The organism is Parazoarcus sp. PS-13 R2A (genome assembly GCF_057621855.1).
Genome location: NZ_JBYEXN010000001.1, coordinates 231,400 through 247,191, shown reverse-complemented (window position 1 = coordinate 247,191; position 15,792 = coordinate 231,400). Strand labels below are relative to the sequence as shown.

Sequence of the window (15,792 nt, the reverse complement as noted above, 5' to 3'; positions counted from 1 at the left end):
CGATGGCGTTTACGCTGCACGGACTGCCCGTCTCGCAAGGTATCGCCATCGGCCAGGTGCACCTCGTGTCTCACGCGCTGCTCGAGGTGAACCACTACCACGTGCCGCCAAAACACCTCGCCGACGAACTGACGCGGCTCGACGATGCGCTTGCCACCGTGCAGGGCGAACTCATCGGACTCAAGGCCTCGGCCAGTTCGGGGACCAGTCACAACGAAGTCGGCGCTTTCGTCGATCTGCAGCTGATGATGCTGTCCGACCCGATGCTGATCGATGCCGCACGCAAGCTGATCGAGTCGCGTCGCTGCAACACCGAGTGGGCGCTGGTCCAGCAGATGGAACTGGTCGTCGAGCAGTTCCGCCAGATCGAGGACCCCTATCTGCGCGAGCGCCAGGCCGACGTCGTGCAGGTTGTCGAACGCCTGGTGAAGGTCCTGCTCGGCCACCCGGGCCACCTGCCGCCCAAGCGCCGCGACGGACTGGGCACCGTGGTCGTGGCGCACGACTTGTCGCCAGCCGACACCATCGGCTTTCGCGACCACAACATCTCGGGATTCGTCACCGACGTGGGCGGGCCAACCAGCCATACCGCGATTGTTGCCCGCAGCCTGTCCATTCCCGCTGTCGTGGGCCTGCACCATATCCGCGACCTCGTGGAAGACGGTGAGCTCATCATCGTCGACGGCACCCGCGGTGTCGCCATTGTCGATCCTGACGAAACGGTCGTGCAGGAATACCGCCTGCGCCGCTCCGAACTCGAACTGGAAAAATCCAAGCTCAACCGGCTCAAGGACACGCGCGCCACGACGCTCGACGGCGAGGACGTCAATCTGCTCGCCAACATCGAAGGCCCGAAGGACCTGCCCCAGGTGAAGGCGGTCGGCTCCGACGGCGTCGGCCTGTACCGAACGGAATTTCTCTTCATCGGTCGCGACACCCTGCCAGACGAAGACGAGCAGTACGAAGCCTATCGCGCCGTACTCAAGGCCATGCCCAGCAAGCCGGTGACCATCCGCACCTTCGACGTCGGCGCCGACAAGGCGCTCAATGGCAACCAGGGCCGCAACGAGCCCAACCCGGCGCTGGGCCTGCGAGCGGTGCGCTACTCCCTGGCCGAACCGAAGATGTTCATGACCCAGCTGCGTGCGCTGCTGCGTGCATCTGCGCACGGCAGACTGCAGATCATGGTGCCGATGCTGGCGCATGCGCACGAGATCGACCAGTGCCTGACCCTGATCGAAAAGGCCAAGACCGAACTGCGTGCGGAAAAGGTCAAGTTCAACGAAGCGGTGCCCGTCGGCGGCATGATCGAAGTGCCTGCTGCTGCGCTGTCGCTGGGCATGTTCATCCGCCGCCTGTCGTTTCTCTCGATCGGTACCAACGACCTCATCCAGTACACGCTGGCCATCGACCGCTCGGACGAGTCCGTCGTTCATCTTTACGACCCCCTGCATCCGGCAGTGCTCAAGCTCATCAGCGGCACCATACAGGCCGGTGTTCGCTTCGGTGTGCCGGTTTCGGTGTGCGGCGAGATGGCGGGCGACCCCGCCTATACCGAACTGCTGCTCGGCATGGGACTGCGCAATTTCTCGATGCACCCGGCCCATATCCTCGGGGTCAAACAGCAAGTGCTGCGCGCCGATGTGGGCGAACTCGCACCGCGAGTGCAGCGCATTCTCAAGATGGACGAGCCGGCACGCGTGCGCGAAGCCGTGGAGCGGCTCGGAAGCTAGGCGACGGGTCGGAAGTCCGGCCCCGACACATGGACCGGAACCTGCCTTGAAGCACATGCTCCGCGCAAACGCATACGCTTTCATCAGCATGATTGCGCGCGCTGACGCCCGCCATTAGAATGGCGGCCTGTCCAGTGAAGGCCTTCCGGCTTTCCTCAGAGCGGGCGTCGTATAACGGCATTACCTGAGCTTCCCAAGCTCATGACGAGGGTTCGACTCCCTTCGCCCGCTCCAGCCATCCATATCGAACACCAGCTGAAAAGGCCGGCCTCCCAGGCGGGCCTTTTTGCATTCCACGCCGGTCTTCACCCACACCACCGTCACACGCTGCGAATGTGATGCGCCAGCCCATATCCAGATCAACAAATCTGTATTTCGACTTTTTACGATATATACTTCGATAAAATTCGATATTGAACCCAGCCCCGCCGACAGGCGCCCAAACATGAACATCGACGTCATCATCAAGGCACTCGCGCACCCTGTACGGCGCGAGATCCTGCAGTGGCTGAAGGAGCCCGAAAAGCACTTCTCCGAGCAAGCGCATCCGCTCGAAGTCGGTGTATGTGCGGGCATGTTCGAGCGCTGCGGCTTGTCGCAATCCACGGTATCCACCCACCTCGCCACCCTGCAGAACGCCGGTCTGGTCAGCACGCGGCGCATCGGCCAGTGGGTGTTCTACAAACGCAACGAAGAAACGATCAGCACCTTCCTGCGCCAGATCAGCGACGAGCTCTAGGGTTTCGCCTGCTCCCAGGCCCCTGTGGCACAGCACTGAACACGCGCCCGATCATCAGCACCAGACTCCAGAAACGCCCTTCACTACAGGACACAGACCTCCCATGCCTACCCTGTTCGACCCATTTACCGCCGGCGACATCGCGCTTTCCAACCGTATCGTCATGGCCCCGCTGACCCGCAACCGCTCACCCGGCGCGGTACCTGGCGAGATGACGGCCACCTACTACGCACAACGTGCCAGCGCCGGCCTGATCATCACCGAGGCCACAGCCATTACCCAGCAGGGTCAGGGCTATGCCGACGTGCCGGGCCTGTATGCCCCCGAACAGCTGGCTGGCTGGCGTCGCGTCACCGAGGCTGTGCATGGCGCGGGCGGAAAGATCGTGGTGCAGATGTGGCACGTCGGGCGCATTTCCCACGCCTCGCTGCAACCCGCAGGCGGTGCGCCGGTGGCTCCCTCGGCCATTACCGCCAAGGCCAAGACCTATATCGTGAATGCAGACGGCAGCGGCGAGTTCGTCGCCACCTCTCAACCACGGGCGCTGGCGCTGGACGAGCTGCCTGGGATCGTTGAAGACTACCGGCGCGCGGCCCGTGCCGCGATCGATGCCGGATTCGACGGTGTCGAGGTGCATGCGGCAAACGGCTATCTCATCGATCAGTTCCTGCGTTCCTGCAGCAATCATCGTACCGACGCCTACGGCGGCGGCATCGAGAACCGCGCACGCCTGCTGGTCGAAGTCATGGAAGCGATCACCGCCGAAATCGGCGCGGGCAGAACGGCCATCCGCATCTCGCCGGTCACGCCCGCCAACGACGCATCGGATCCCGATCCGCAGCCGCTTTTCGACTACGTGGTGCGACAGCTCGCGAGATGGCCGCTGTCCTACATTCACGTGATCGAGGGCGCCACCGGTGGCGCGCGTGATTTCCAGCAAGGCGACACGCCCTTCGACTACGCGGACCTGCGCGCCGCTTATGCCGAGGCTGGCGGCGCTGGCGCGTGGATGGTGAATAACGGTTACGACGGCACGCTGGCAGAAACCGTCGTGGCCGATGGCTGCGCCGATCTGGTCGCCTTCGGCAAGCCCTTCATCGCCAACCCCGACCTTGTGCGCCGCCTGCGCGAACACGCGCCGCTCAACGCGCCAGACACAAAGACCTTCTATGGCGGCGGGGAGAAAGGCTACCTGGACTATCCGACGCTGCCCTGACCCCTGCGGCAGCGCGCACGGCGGACGCCTCCGGAATAATCAGCGGAGGCCGTCCGCACGGGCGAACAGACGCCCGACCGCCTGCGGGTTGGACGGGAAGTACAGGTGCACGTACGAGGCGGTCAGCCGCGCACGACGGTAGATCGCCTCGCCCTCGCGCCCGTCCGGCGTGTGCGCACGAAGCAGGGGCTGCAACGGGGTTTCGCTCTTCGAATAGTGGAAGGTATGCCCGACCAGCCTGCCCTCGGGCAATTCGGCAATCTGCAGGCCGAGTGCGGCAAGCCGCTTCTGCATCACGGCGCGCCCCGGCAGCAGCCCACCGAAGGCGTGCGCCTCCCCCGCCTTGTCGACCACGGTCTCGAACAGACTCATCATGCCACCGCACTCGGCCAGCACCGGGCGGCCGGCATCGACATGTGCGTGCAGCGCCTGCCAGAACCCGCGATTGGCCGCGAGGCGCTCGCCATGCAGTTCCGGGTATCCACCCGGCAGCCACACAGCATCGCAGGCAGGTATCCCCTCGCCCGCGAGCGGAGAAAAGAAGGCGAGCTCGGCACCCAGCGCGCGCAAGCTATCCAGGTTTGCCGGATAGATGAAACCGTAGGCCGCATCGCGCGCGATCGCGACCGTATGCCCGGCAAGGACCGGCCCCACGGGGGCTGCGGGCGCAGCGGTGAAGGCGACTGCAGGCGGCAGGTCCGCCGCGCCGGTCTGCGCCAGGCTGTCGGCCAGACGGTCCAGTCGCGCATCGAGATCCTTGATCTCCGCCGCCTGCATCAGTCCGAGGTGGCGCTCGGGCAGGGCCGCATCGGCATCGCGCATGAGCGCGCCGAACCAGCGCATGCCATCGGGCAAGGACGCCTCAAGCATTCCGGCGTGGCGCGGGCTGCCGACATGGTTGGCGAGTACGCCGGCAAACGGCAGCCCCGCGCGGTAGGTCGCCAGCCCATGCGCCAGCGCGCCAAAGGTCTGCGCCATCGCGCGGGCATCGATCACGGCCATGACGGGCAGTCCGAAGCGGCAGGCAATGTCCGCACCCGAGGGCGAGCCGTCGTACAGGCCCATGACGCCCTCGACCAGGATCAGATCGGCCTCGCCCGCCGCCTCGTACAAACGCCGTGCGATGTCGTCCTCGCCGCACATGCCGAGATCGACGTTGTACACAGCCGCAGCGCTGGCCACGGCATGAATCTGCGGATCGAGGAAATCCGGCCCCGACTTGAACACCCGCACCTTGCGCCCAAGGCGGCTGTGCATGCGTGCAAGCGCCGCGGTGACGGTGGTCTTGCCCTGACCGGAGGCCGGGGCGGCGATGAATAGCGCCGGACAATGGCGCGGCGTAAGGGTTTCGGTCATGTCGATGGACGCCACGAATCGGCGTCGAAAAAGGCTGAACAAGATGCGCGCCGGCGTGGGCCGGGCACTAGCGCTCGCCGTCGGGCGTTGCGGGATGCACCACCGCACAGCCTGCGTGCGGCGGATGGGGGGTGTCGATCGCGTTCTGCGGCGCGAACCATGCCAGGCGCGGGTAGAGCCCGACCACCCCGCCAACCACGGTCAGCGCCGGTGGGCGGATGCCCGCCGCCTGCACGCGCTCGGTCAGCGTCGCGAGGTCGGCCGTTACCACGCGCTGGGCATCGGTCGTGCCGCGCTCGATCACCCCGGCCGGCGTGTCCGCCTGCAGGCCATGGGCGACGAGTTGCTCACAGATCTCGGCCAGGCGCGAAATGCCCATGTAGATCACCAGCGTCTGCCCCGGGCGCGCAAGCATCGGCCAGTCCAGATCGAGCGCGCCATTCTTGAGAAAACCCGTGGTGAAGATCACCGATTGCGCATGATCGCGGTGGGTCAGCGGAATGCCTGCGTACGCTGCAATACCCGCTGCAGCCGTGACGCCCGGCACCACTTCGACGGTAATGCCGGCCTCGACCAGCACCTCCATCTCTTCACCGCCGCGCCCGAAGATGAAGGGGTCACCGCCCTTCAGCCGCACCACCCGCTTTCCCGCCTGGGCCAGCGTCACCAGCAAGCGGTTGATTTCGTCCTGCGGCAGGGTGTGATCGGCGGCCTTCTTGCCGACATAGATGCGCTCTGCGGCCGCAGGCGCCAGAGCGACGATTGCGGGGCTGACCAGGTTGTCGAAGACCACCACATCGGCGCCCCCGACCAGGCGCGCACCGCGCAGCGTCAGCAGTTCCGGGTCGCCGGGACCGGCTCCGACCAGATACACATGACCGGGCTGGGCGCCGGCTCTCGCGCCAGGCATGACGGGCACACTCATCTCACCACTCCATGCCGGCCATCGCCTTGATGCCGGCCGCAAACGCATGCTTGACCACGGTCATGTCCGTCACCGTGTCGGCGACCGCCACCAGTTCAGGCGGCGCTGCACGGCCGGTCACCACCACGTGCTGATCGACCGGCCGGACCATGAGGTCGGCCACCACGCTATCCACTTCAAGATAGCCGTACTTCAGCGCGATGTTGAGCTCATCGAGCACGACAAGTCCAGTCTCCGGGTCGCGCAGAAAGCGGCGAGCCTGCTCCCAGGCAGCGTGTGCCGCAGCCACATCGCGGGCGCGATCCTGCGTTTCCCAGGTGAAGCCCTCGCCCATCACGTGCCAGCTCACGCCGGGCTGGCGGCGGTAGAAGGCTTCCTCGCCGGTGTCCGACCTGCCCTTGATGAACTGCACCACCCCGACTTTCTGTCCATGGCCGAGCGCACGCGCAACCAGCCCGAATCCGGCACTGGATTTGCCTTTGCCGTTGCCGGTATTGACCAGCAACACCCCGCGCTCAATCTGTGCTGCGGCGATGTGGCTGTCGACCACTTCCTTCTTGCGCGCCATGCGTGCGTTGTGGCGCGCGTCCTTGTCCTGATTCTCGCTCATCGTGTTCTCTCTCGTTCAGGGGTTCGTTGGCGTGACGGGCTGCAACACGCCCGTGGCGCTTCCAACTGCAAAACTGCCTCTGGCGGGCAGTGTGGGAACAGGGTTTTCATCGCTTCAATCGGGCACAAAGGTAATCCGCCCATCGAGTTCGAAGCGCCGCAGCGGATGCCCGAAGGCATGGCTCAGGCAATCGGCCTGCAGCACAGTGTCGCGGTCGCCGGCGATCACGCCCCCCTGACCATCGAGCAGGATGATGTGATCGGCAAAGCGGGCGGCAAGGTTGATGTCGTGCAAGACCATGACCACCCCTCGCCCCTGGTCAGCGAGCAGGCGGAACAGGGACAGCACTGCGATCTGGTAACGCAGGTCGAGGTGGTTGAGCGGCTCGTCGAGCAGGAACAGCTTCGGCGCCTGCGCCAGCAGCGCGGCCACCGCAACGCGCTGACGCTCGCCGCCCGACAGGGTGAGGATGTCGCGCTGCTCGAAGCCGGTCAGCCCGACATCGGCCAGCGCAGCACGGGCGATGCGTTCGTCGTCCGAGCCTTCCCAGCCCCAGCGCCCGAGGTGCGGGTGACGGCCGATGAGCACGGACTCCAGGACGGACGCGGCAAAGTGGTCGGGCTGCTGCTGCGGCAGCACGCCACGGAACCGGGCCGCATCGAGCGCAGACCACTCCGAGTAGGGCGCGCCGCCAAGACGCACGGTGCCCACGCTGGGCGCGCGCAGTCCGGCCAGGGTATGCAGCAGCGTGGTCTTGCCCGCGCCATTGGGTCCGAGCAGCACCAGGCATTCGCCCATCGCCAGATTGAGGCTGAACTCGCAACACAGCCAGCGCTCGCCTGCCTGCAGCGCGAGCCGGTCGGCCTCGAGCAAGGGTGAAGCGGAAGCGGATGCGCCGGAAGTTTTCATGTCAGCGCGGATGGCGTGCAAGCAGGAACAGGAACACCGGCACGCCGATGAGTGCGGTCAGCACGCCCACCGGCAGTTGCTGCGGCGCCATCACCGTGCGTGCCAGCGTATCGGCCACGGTCAGCAGAATGCCGCCCGCCACGGCTGCGGTCGGCAACAGCACGCGCTGGTCGTTGCCCAGCGCGAGCCGCACCAGATGCGGCACGATCAGCCCGACGAAACCCACCGAGCCCACCTGCGTCACCGCCACCGCGGTCAGCAGCGAAGCCAGCACGTACAGCCCGAGGCGCAGGCGTTTGACGCTCACGCCGAGCGCATGTGCGGTCATCTCGCCTCGCGCGAGCACGTTGAGATCACGCGCAAACGGCAGCACCGCGAGCAGGCCGATCAGCAGCACGCCCAGTGCCGGCCACGGGTTGGACGCGCCACTGGCATCGCCCATCAACCAGAACAGCATCGACTGCACCCGTGTGTCCGGCGCCAGCGCCAGCATCAGCGTCACCGCCGCGCCACAGCCCGCGGCCACGATCACACCGGTCAGCAGCAGGCGCGTCTGCGTCCAGCTGCCGTCGCCGTGTGCAAGTCCGAACACCAGCAGCATGGCAATCAGGGCGCCGGCAAACGCGCCGCCATCGATCCAGATTGACGCCGCCCCCAGCGAAATCCCGGTCAGCGCACCAACCGCCGCGCCACCGGAAATGCCGAGGATGTAGGGATCAGCCAGCGGATTACGCAGCAAGACCTGCATCAGCGCCCCCGCCAGCGCGAGCAGGCCGCCACACACAAAGGTCGCCACCGCACGCGGCAGGCGAAGTTCGCGCACGACGCTGGCTGACATGCCGTCGGCACCGCCCAGGGCAGCAAGGACCTCGGCGGGCGCGATTGGCAAACTGCCCGCGATCAGCGCCCACCCCATGGTCAGCGCCGCGACCAGCACCAGCAGCAGCGCGACGACGAGCGGGCGGCGACGCCTGCCAGTCATCAGGCAGTCCCCGCCCTTGCGCAATGCCACGGCCTCCATCGGCTGTCAGTGCAGTGCGTAGCGCAGCGCAACGAAGGCATTCGCGCCCTTCGTGCCGTAGCCCTGAGCCAGTTCGTAGTCCCTGTCGAGGATGTTGTTTGCACGCAGCTCCACACTCCAGTCAGGCGCCAGCGCATAGTGAACGTATGCGTTGAGCAAGGAATATCCGGCCAGCCGTTTTGCCGACGTGTTGCTCGCCGTTGTGTCGAAGCGCCGCCCCTGCCCGGTCAGCTCCATCCCCCAGGTCCAGGCGCCCGTGCTGCGATCGATGGCCAGCGACGCGCTTTCCTTGGCCCGACGCCCAAGGTAATTGCCGCTATCCTTGTCCTTGGCCTCAAGAAAGTCCACGTTTGCACGCAGACGGTAGCCGTACACCATCGTCGTCAGTCCCAGTTCCACGCCTTCCAGCGTTGCGGTGGCGACGTTGTCCGCGATGCCGGAGCTCCAGTCGATCAGGTTCTTCACCCGGTTGTTGAAATAGGTCGCGCGCACGGAGGTCGCGCCACGCTCCCAGACCAGTCCGAACTCGCGATTGAGCGCCTCTTCCGGCTTGAGGTCGGCGTTTCCGCCAAAACAGCCGTAAGAGCCGAAACAAGCCAGCGGATAGTAGAGATCGTTGAAGGTCGGCGCCTTGAACGCGGTGCCGATACTGCCATGCACACGCCACTCAGGCAGGAACTGATAGCCGTATGCCGCCGATCCGGTGGTTTCTCCGCCGAATTGCGAGTCATCGTCGTGGCGGACATTGAACTGGACGTTGTGCTTGCCGAACTGGCCGCCCCAGCCGAGCACCAGCGAATTGGTGTTGCGCTGCGTCTTGGCATACGCGGTGGTCGTGCTCACGTTCTGCTCGAGGTACTCGTATGCGGCCAGCAGCGACCCGCCGGCCAGCGCGACATCGTTCTGCCAGGTGAACTGCGTTTGCGCCGTATCGAACTCGGATGTTGAGGTCGCGGTGGAGTGGTCATGCGAGGTGTCCGCGCTGTAGCCAACCCTGACCGTACTGGCCCAGTCGCCAGTGATCTGATTGCGCATGTAGACGCTCGCGGTATCGGTCTGCTTGTCCAGGTACGAGTCGTAGGCCTTGCCGGCGTCGTACCAGCTGCGGCCATCGGTATGAAACACGGACAGGCCGATCTCGTCGCGCTCACGAAAGCCCACCGTCAGCGATCCATTGACGTAGTTGTTACGGAAACCATCGTCGTCCTGATCCCTGCCTGCATAAGAGGTGGGCCGGGCATTGATGCCGTCGGTGCGGTCCTCGCCGACGACCAGGCTGTAACGCAGGCGATCCACACCGCCTGCGACCGCAGCCTCAAGAGAACGGCTGTTCTCGGTGCCGAAGCCGACACGAACCGACGGCTGAAATCCTTCCTTGCCCTTGCGGGTGAAGATCTGGATCACGCCGCCGATTGCGTCCGAACCGTACAGCGCACTCGCCGGCCCGCGCAGGATCTCGACACGATCGATCAGCGCCAGGGGAATCGTTTCCAGCGAGGGGGAGCCATTGGTCGCAGAACCGATTCGCATGCCGTCGATCAGCACCAGGGTGTGACCCGAGTTGGCACCGCGAATGTAGATGCTGCTGCTCGCGCCGGCACCGCCGTTGCTCACGACCTGAATGCCGGATCGCGCGGAGAGCAACTCGACGAGGCTTGAATTACCCGCTGCAGCGATGTCCTCGCGACTGATCACTTCGACAGTCGCGAGTGCCTCTGAGGCAATGACCGCTTGCCGGGTGGCCGTGACAACGACCTGATCGAGTTCGGAATCGCCATGCACGGTCTGCGCCTGGCCGAGTACGGGGTAAACGAGTGCGCACGCCGACGCGAGAATGGAAAGCTGGATTTTCATTGTAATGACTCCCTTCGCCACGGCCCGCGTCCCCGCATACCGTGACTGATTCGCACAAGGACATGCCGGGAGAGAACCGAAGAGAGCCGAAAATGCCGCACCCGTCGCTGCCACCCCGCAGCACATCCGCCATTTCGCATTCGGGCCGGTATCCGGGCTCATGAGCTGTCTGGAGCAAGATCCTCCTGACCCGACGCATCGCCTTCCCGGGCATGACCCAGTGGCTTCTCGAGGCGTCTTGCACTCACTTACCGTTGCGGGGGCAGCACAGGCATTGCACGCTTGCGGCGTGCGCACCTGTTTCCCGTTTAACCCTGTGGCGAGAGTCGCCGTCGGGCACCACGAACGCGTTGCCCCTTTCAGGGCAGAGGGGGCGGATGATACCGTGTCCGGCTATCTAGTGCACTGCAAAAAGCGAAGCATTCCAATGACCTGCGAACTCATTCTTGGCGGCGCCCGCTCCGGAAAAAGCCGCCACGCCGAACAACGCGCCCTCGACAGCGGCCTGCCGGTCACCGTGATTGCCACGGCGGAAGCCGGAGACGAGGAGATGGCCGCACGCATCCGCCGCCACCAGCTCGACCGCCCGCCGCACTTCCACACCGTCGAAGCGCCCGTCCGGCTCGCCGAAACCCTGAAGCAGGAGGCCGCCCCGGGCCGCTGCATCATCGTCGACTGCCTCACGCTGTGGCTGTCGAACCTGCTCATGGAAGCGGACACGCTGGTCTCTGCGCACAGTGCAGACACCCTGCCCCTGTTCAGCCGCGAACGCGACGCGCTGCTCGCCACCCTGCCCGAACTTCCCGGCACCATCGTGCTGGTCGCCAACGAGGTCGGGCTCGGTCTGGTGCCGGAACATCCGCTCGGGCGCCTGTTCCGCGACGAAGCCGGACGGCTCAATCAGGCCGTTGCCGAGCGCTGCCAGCGCGTCGTCTTCGTTGCCGCCGGCTTGCCGCTGGTGCTGAAGGGTGGCTGAAACAGCGTGCTAACATCCGCCGCGCTCATCCACACCCTGTTGCGATATCACCAATGAACTTCACCATCAGCGCGCCGGATCAGACGATCGCCCCCCGGCTGCAGCAATGCATCGACACCAAGACCAAGCCGCTGGGCGCACTCGGGCGCCTTGAAGCGCTCGCCCTGCAGATCGGCCTCGTACAGCAGACCGAGGCCCCCGTTCTGAACCAGCCGCACATCATGGTGTTTGCCGGCGATCACGGCGCGGCGCGCGCAGGCGTTTCGGCCTACCCGCAGGACGTGACCTGGCAGATGGTGGAAAACTTCCTCGCCGGCGGCGCCGCGATCAACGTCTTCAGCCGGCAGATGGGGCTCGGACTGACCGTGATCGACGCCGGCGTGAATCACGACTTCGGCAAGCGTCCCGGACTGATCGACGCCAAGATCGCGCCCGGCACCGACAACTTCATCGAGCGCCCGGCGATGTCCGCTGCACAGTGCGAAGCCGCCCTGGTCAAAGGCCGTGAGCTCGCCCACGCGCTGGCCGCAAACGGCTGCAACTGCGTGGGTTTTGGCGAGATGGGCATCGGCAATACCGCCGCTGCGTCGCTGCTGACCCACTGTCTTGTTGCCGGCGGCGAGCTCGCCACGGTGACCGGCCGCGGCACCGGACTCGACGACGCAGGACTTGCGCGCAAGCAGGCACTGCTCAAGCAGGCACTCACGCGCGGTGGCCGCCAGCGCGACCCGCTGGTCGCCCTGGTGCAATACGGCGGTTTCGAGATCGCGATGATGGTCGGAGCGATGCTTGGCGCGGCCGAGAAGCGCATGGTGCTGCTGATCGACGGCTTCATCGTGACCTCGGCGCTGCTCGTGGCCCATGCGGTTGCGCCGGCAGTCCTGCCCTACTGCGTGTTCGCGCACCGTTCGAAGGAACCTGGGCACACGCTGCAACTTGAGCACCTCGGCGTCGAGCCGCTGATGGAACTCGATCTGCGCCTCGGCGAGGGTACTGGCGCTGCGCTGGCCTACCCGCTGGTGCAGGCGGCAGTGAACTTCCTCGACGAAATGGCGAGCTTCGAGTCGGCCGGCGTCAGCGCGCAGGACTGACCCCCGTTGATGCGCTACCAGCTCGAACTCTTCTTCACCGCACTCGGCTTCTTCACGCGCCTGCCGGTCCCGGCCTGGGTGCCGTGGTCCACCGAGCGCCTGAATCATGCTGCACGCTACTTCCCGCTGGTGGGCTGGGTCGTGGGCATGATCGGGGCAGGCAGCTATCTGATCTTCACCCTGGCACTCCCGCCCGCGCTCGCCGTGATTCTGTCGATGGCGGTCACGGTTCGTGCCACCGGCGCCTTCCACGAGGACGGCTGGGCCGACACCTGCGATGGCCTCGGCGGCGGCTGGGAGAAGGCTCAGGTACTGACGATCATGAAGGATTCGCGCATCGGCAGTTACGGCACCGTCGGCATGGTACTGATGCTGCTCGCCAAGGCTGCCGCCCTGTTCGAGCTCGGCGCCCACGGCTTGTCAGGTGTCGCTGCAGCCATGCTGGTCGCACACCCGCTGTCGCGCCTGTGCGCGACCAGCCTGATCCACCGCCTGCCCTACGTGCGCGAGGACGAGAGCGCGAAGTCGAAGCCGCTTGCCCGCCGCATGAACGGTGCGGAACTCCTGATCGCAGCCGGCTTCGGCCTGCTTCCGCTGATACTCCTTGGCCCGCTAGAGGCCTTGTGCGCCGTGGCTGCGGTGACGCTCGTCACCCTGTGGGCCGCACGCATGTTCGTGCGCCGGCTCGGCGGTTACACCGGCGACCTCCTCGGCGCCACCCAGCAAGTCACCGAGCTTGCCTGCTACCTTGGCATCCTGAGCGCATGGAACTTCATCTGATCCGCCACCCCCGGCCCGACGTCGCACCCGGCGTGTGCTACGGCCAGACCGACGTCGGGCTGGCCGAATCCGCCGTCGATGTCGCAGCCCGGCTGCGCCCGCTCCTGCCCAAGCGCTTCGCACTGCACGCCAGTCCGCTCAGTCGCGCCCGCCTGCTCGCCGAGGCACTCGGCTCACCGCAGATCGACGCCCGCCTGCAGGAAATGAGCTTCGGCGAATGGGAGGGGCGCCGTTTCGACGAACTCGGCACCGCCATCGACGCCTGGGCGGACGATCCGCTCGGTTTTCGCGCGCCGGGCGGCGAATCTGCCCGTGAGCTGAGCGCACGCGTCCTGCCCTGGCTGGCGGAGGTGCGCAGCGCTGCGGCAGACGACCTGCCGGTGGTGACCGTTGCACATGGCGGACCGCTGCGCGTGATTGCCGGCCACCTGCTGGGCCTGCCCCCCGAGCGCTGGCTGGCGCTGGACTTTGCCTGTGGCCAGGTCACGCGGATCGACGTCGAATCCTGGGGCACGACGCTGAAGTGGTTCAACCGCTAGCACGCGACAGCCGCCTCGAAAACAGGCCGGTGCGTGCTCGCAGTCGTCGCCTTCCGCCCTTCGTGGGATAATCCCCGTCTTTCCAACGTCTTGCCTTGCGCTTAATGCCGAACATCCTGCCCGACTTTTCCGCCGGTCGCCTCCTCGTCATCGGTGACGTCATGCTAGACCGCTACTGGCACGGCTCAACCACCCGTATCTCGCCCGAGGCGCCGGTGCCCGTGGTCAAGGTCGAAACCGATGAGTTCCGCGCCGGCGGAGCGGGCAACGTCGCCCTGAACGCGGCCTCGCTTGGCGCCTGCGCAGAACTGGTAGGCCTGGTCGGACGCGACGAACCTGCCCGCCTGCTGCGCGAGCGGCTTGAGCACGGCGGGGTGCTGTGCCGGCTGCTCGAGGCACCGCAGCACCCAACCATTACCAAGCTGCGCATCATCAGTCGCCACCAGCAACTGATCCGGCTCGACTTCGAGGACAATTTCGCAGTACTCGAATCCGCCGGTATCGAACAGGCCTTCGAGGCTGCCCTGCCGGACGCGCACGCTGTCGTGCTGTCGGACTACGGCAAGGGCACGCTTGCCCAGGTCAGCAGCCTGATTCGGCTCGCTCGCGAACGCGGGCTGCCGGTCGTGGTCGACCCCAAGGGCGCGGATTTCGGCCGCTACAGCGGTGCCACCGTAATCACGCCCAACATGACCGAGTTTGAAGCGGTGGTCGGGCACTGCAGCGACGAAGCCGCGGTGCGCAGTCGCGGTGAAGCGCTGATCGAGGCGCTCGGCCTGGAAGCCCTGCTGATCACCCGCTCCGAACGCGGCATGACCCTGCTGCAAAAAGGCCAGGCGGCGCTCGACCTGCCGACCCGTGCGCGAGACGTATTCGACGTGACCGGCGCAGGCGACACCGTGGTCGCCGTGCTCGGCACCGGCCTCGCCTGCGGACTGTCGATGGCGGACGCCACCGCACTGGCCAATACTGCTGCCGGCGTCGTCGTCGGCAAGCTCGGCACCGCCACCGTGAGTCTCGCAGAGCTCACCGCGGCGCTGACCGCAACACATTGAACTAGGAGTTCGCATGATTATCGTCACCGGCGGCGCCGGCTTCATCGGCAGCAATCTCGTTCAGGGTCTGAATGCGCGGGGTATTTTCGACATCCTCGTGGTGGATGACCTCAGCGACGGTCACAAGTGTCTCAACCTCGCGGACGCCGACATCCGCGACTACATGGACAAGGACGACTTCCTCGCACGCATCGAGGCGGGCGATGACTTCGGCACCGTCGAGGCCGTCTTCCATGAAGGCGCCTGCTCGGCCACCACCGAATGGGATGGCCGCTTCGTGATGAAGGTGAACTACGAATACACCAAGGCCTTGCTGGCCTGGTGTCTGGCGCGCAAGGTGCCGCTGATCTATGCCTCGTCCGCATCCGTGTACGGCATGGGCCCCAACTTCCGCGAGGCGCGCGAGTTCGAGCAGCCGCTCAACATGTACGCCTACTCGAAGTTCCTTTTCGACTGCCACCTGCGCCCCCAGCTCGACGGGCTGCAGAGCCAGGTGGTCGGCCTGCGCTACTTCAACGTCTACGGCCCGCGCGAGCAGCACAAGGGCAGCATGGCGAGCGTGGCCTGGCATTTCAACAACCAGCTCAACGACTCCGGCCGCGTGCGCCTGTTCGAGGGCTCGGACGGCTACGGCCCGGGCGAACAGCGCCGCGACTTCATCCACGTGGATGACATCGTCGCGGTCAATCTGTGGCTGCTCGACAACCCGCAGGTATCGGGCATCTACAACCTTGGCACCGGGCGCGCACAGAGCTTCAACGAAGTGGCGCGTGCAGCCATCAAGTGGGCCCGCGCGAACGGCAGCGAAGGCGGCGGCATCGATTACATCCCCTTCCCGGAGCATCTGAAGGGCCGCTACCAGAGCTTCACCGAAGCCGACATGAGCGCACTGCGCAAGGCCGGCTACGACCGTCCATTCATGGATGTCGAGACCGGCGTGCCGCGCTACCTCGACTGGCTCTCCCGCAACGGCTGACCCGGTGAAGGC

The 15,792-nt window shown here is 65.9% G+C and carries 15 protein-coding genes, 1 tRNA gene and 1 riboswitch; of the genes, 10 read left to right on the top strand and 6 right to left on the bottom strand.

Annotated elements, in window-relative coordinates; genetic code table 11:
• The first annotated feature begins 2 nt into the window (after positions 1-2).
• From ptsP to AC22G6_RS01155, 4 genes are all read left to right on the top strand, one after another.
• Complete coding sequence (ptsP, locus tag AC22G6_RS01170) at positions 3-1,733, top strand: phosphoenolpyruvate--protein phosphotransferase (protein WP_487365265.1); 1,731 nt, start codon at positions 3-5, stop codon at positions 1,731-1,733.
• Positions 1,734-1,893: 160 nt separating this feature from the next.
• Positions 1,894-1,967: transfer RNA gene (locus AC22G6_RS01165), tRNA-Gly, on the top strand.
• A 211-nt stretch (positions 1,968-2,178) separates the two neighbouring features.
• Positions 2,179-2,472 carry an ArsR/SmtB family transcription factor gene (locus tag AC22G6_RS01160; protein ID WP_108950569.1) on the top strand — a complete coding sequence of 98 codons (294 nt, stop codon included), beginning with the start codon at positions 2,179-2,181 and terminating at the stop codon, positions 2,470-2,472.
• A 103-nt stretch (positions 2,473-2,575) separates the two neighbouring features.
• Positions 2,576-3,688, top strand: a complete 1,113-nt coding sequence (locus AC22G6_RS01155; protein ID WP_487365264.1) for an alkene reductase — start codon at positions 2,576-2,578, stop codon at positions 3,686-3,688.
• 39 nt (positions 3,689-3,727) lie between these two features.
• On the opposite strand, the gene AC22G6_RS01150 is transcribed toward AC22G6_RS01155, so the two are convergent.
• The 6 genes from AC22G6_RS01150 to AC22G6_RS01125 all read right to left on the bottom strand — a co-directional run bounded on the left by AC22G6_RS01150 (position 3,728) and on the right by AC22G6_RS01125 (position 10,363).
• Positions 3,728-5,044: a cobyrinic acid a,c-diamide synthase CobB gene (locus AC22G6_RS01150; protein ID WP_487365263.1), complete on the bottom strand. Its 1,317-nt coding sequence runs from the start codon at positions 5,042-5,044 to the stop codon at positions 3,728-3,730.
• Positions 5,045-5,111: 67 nt separating this feature from the next.
• Positions 5,112-5,969 (bottom strand): uroporphyrinogen-III C-methyltransferase, encoded by an 858-nt coding sequence (gene cobA, locus AC22G6_RS01145; protein WP_487365262.1) that lies wholly within the window; start codon positions 5,967-5,969, stop codon positions 5,112-5,114.
• Between the two features lies 1 nt (position 5,970).
• Positions 5,971-6,579 (bottom strand): cob(I)yrinic acid a,c-diamide adenosyltransferase, encoded by a 609-nt coding sequence (gene cobO / locus AC22G6_RS01140; protein ID WP_487365261.1) that lies wholly within the window; start codon positions 6,577-6,579, stop codon positions 5,971-5,973.
• 114 nt (positions 6,580-6,693) lie between these two features.
• Positions 6,694-7,488: an ABC transporter ATP-binding protein gene (locus AC22G6_RS01135; RefSeq protein WP_487365260.1), complete on the bottom strand. Its 795-nt coding sequence runs from the start codon at positions 7,486-7,488 to the stop codon at positions 6,694-6,696.
• Position 7,489: 1 nt separating this feature from the next.
• Positions 7,490-8,470: a FecCD family ABC transporter permease gene (locus AC22G6_RS01130; protein ID WP_487365259.1), complete on the bottom strand. Its 981-nt coding sequence runs from the start codon at positions 8,468-8,470 to the stop codon at positions 7,490-7,492.
• 45 nt (positions 8,471-8,515) lie between these two features.
• On the bottom strand, positions 8,516-10,363 hold the full coding sequence (locus AC22G6_RS01125) for a TonB-dependent receptor domain-containing protein (protein WP_487365258.1): 1,848 nt from the start codon (positions 10,361-10,363) through the stop codon (positions 8,516-8,518).
• Positions 10,364-10,490: 127 nt separating this feature from the next.
• A riboswitch (cobalamin riboswitch) is annotated at positions 10,491-10,722 on the bottom strand.
• 68 nt (positions 10,723-10,790) lie between these two features.
• Here AC22G6_RS01125 and cobU point away from each other — a divergent pair.
• The 6 genes from cobU (at position 10,791) to rfaD (ending at position 15,780) form a co-directional block, all read left to right on the top strand.
• The gene (gene cobU, locus AC22G6_RS01120) at positions 10,791-11,339 is read left to right on the top strand and encodes a bifunctional adenosylcobinamide kinase/adenosylcobinamide-phosphate guanylyltransferase (RefSeq protein WP_487365257.1); all 549 of its coding nucleotides are present in this window, start codon (positions 10,791-10,793) and stop codon (positions 11,337-11,339) included.
• A gap of 53 nt (positions 11,340-11,392) precedes the next feature.
• Positions 11,393-12,430 carry a nicotinate-nucleotide--dimethylbenzimidazole phosphoribosyltransferase gene (gene cobT / locus AC22G6_RS01115; protein WP_487365256.1) on the top strand — a complete coding sequence of 346 codons (1,038 nt, stop codon included), beginning with the start codon at positions 11,393-11,395 and terminating at the stop codon, positions 12,428-12,430.
• A 9-nt stretch (positions 12,431-12,439) separates the two neighbouring features.
• Positions 12,440-13,210, top strand: a complete 771-nt coding sequence (locus AC22G6_RS01110) for an adenosylcobinamide-GDP ribazoletransferase (RefSeq protein WP_487365255.1) — start codon at positions 12,440-12,442, stop codon at positions 13,208-13,210.
• Complete coding sequence (gene cobC, locus AC22G6_RS01105; RefSeq protein ID WP_487365254.1) at positions 13,195-13,749, top strand: alpha-ribazole phosphatase family protein; 555 nt, start codon at positions 13,195-13,197, stop codon at positions 13,747-13,749. The genes AC22G6_RS01110 and cobC overlap by 16 nt, the downstream gene beginning before the upstream one ends.
• A gap of 104 nt (positions 13,750-13,853) precedes the next feature.
• Positions 13,854-14,804, top strand: a complete 951-nt coding sequence (gene rfaE1 / locus AC22G6_RS01100) for a D-glycero-beta-D-manno-heptose-7-phosphate kinase (RefSeq protein WP_108972553.1) — start codon at positions 13,854-13,856, stop codon at positions 14,802-14,804.
• Between the two features lie 13 nt (positions 14,805-14,817).
• Positions 14,818-15,780: an ADP-glyceromanno-heptose 6-epimerase gene (rfaD, locus tag AC22G6_RS01095; RefSeq protein ID WP_108950557.1), complete on the top strand. Its 963-nt coding sequence runs from the start codon at positions 14,818-14,820 to the stop codon at positions 15,778-15,780.
• Positions 15,781-15,792: the final 12 nt, after the last annotated feature.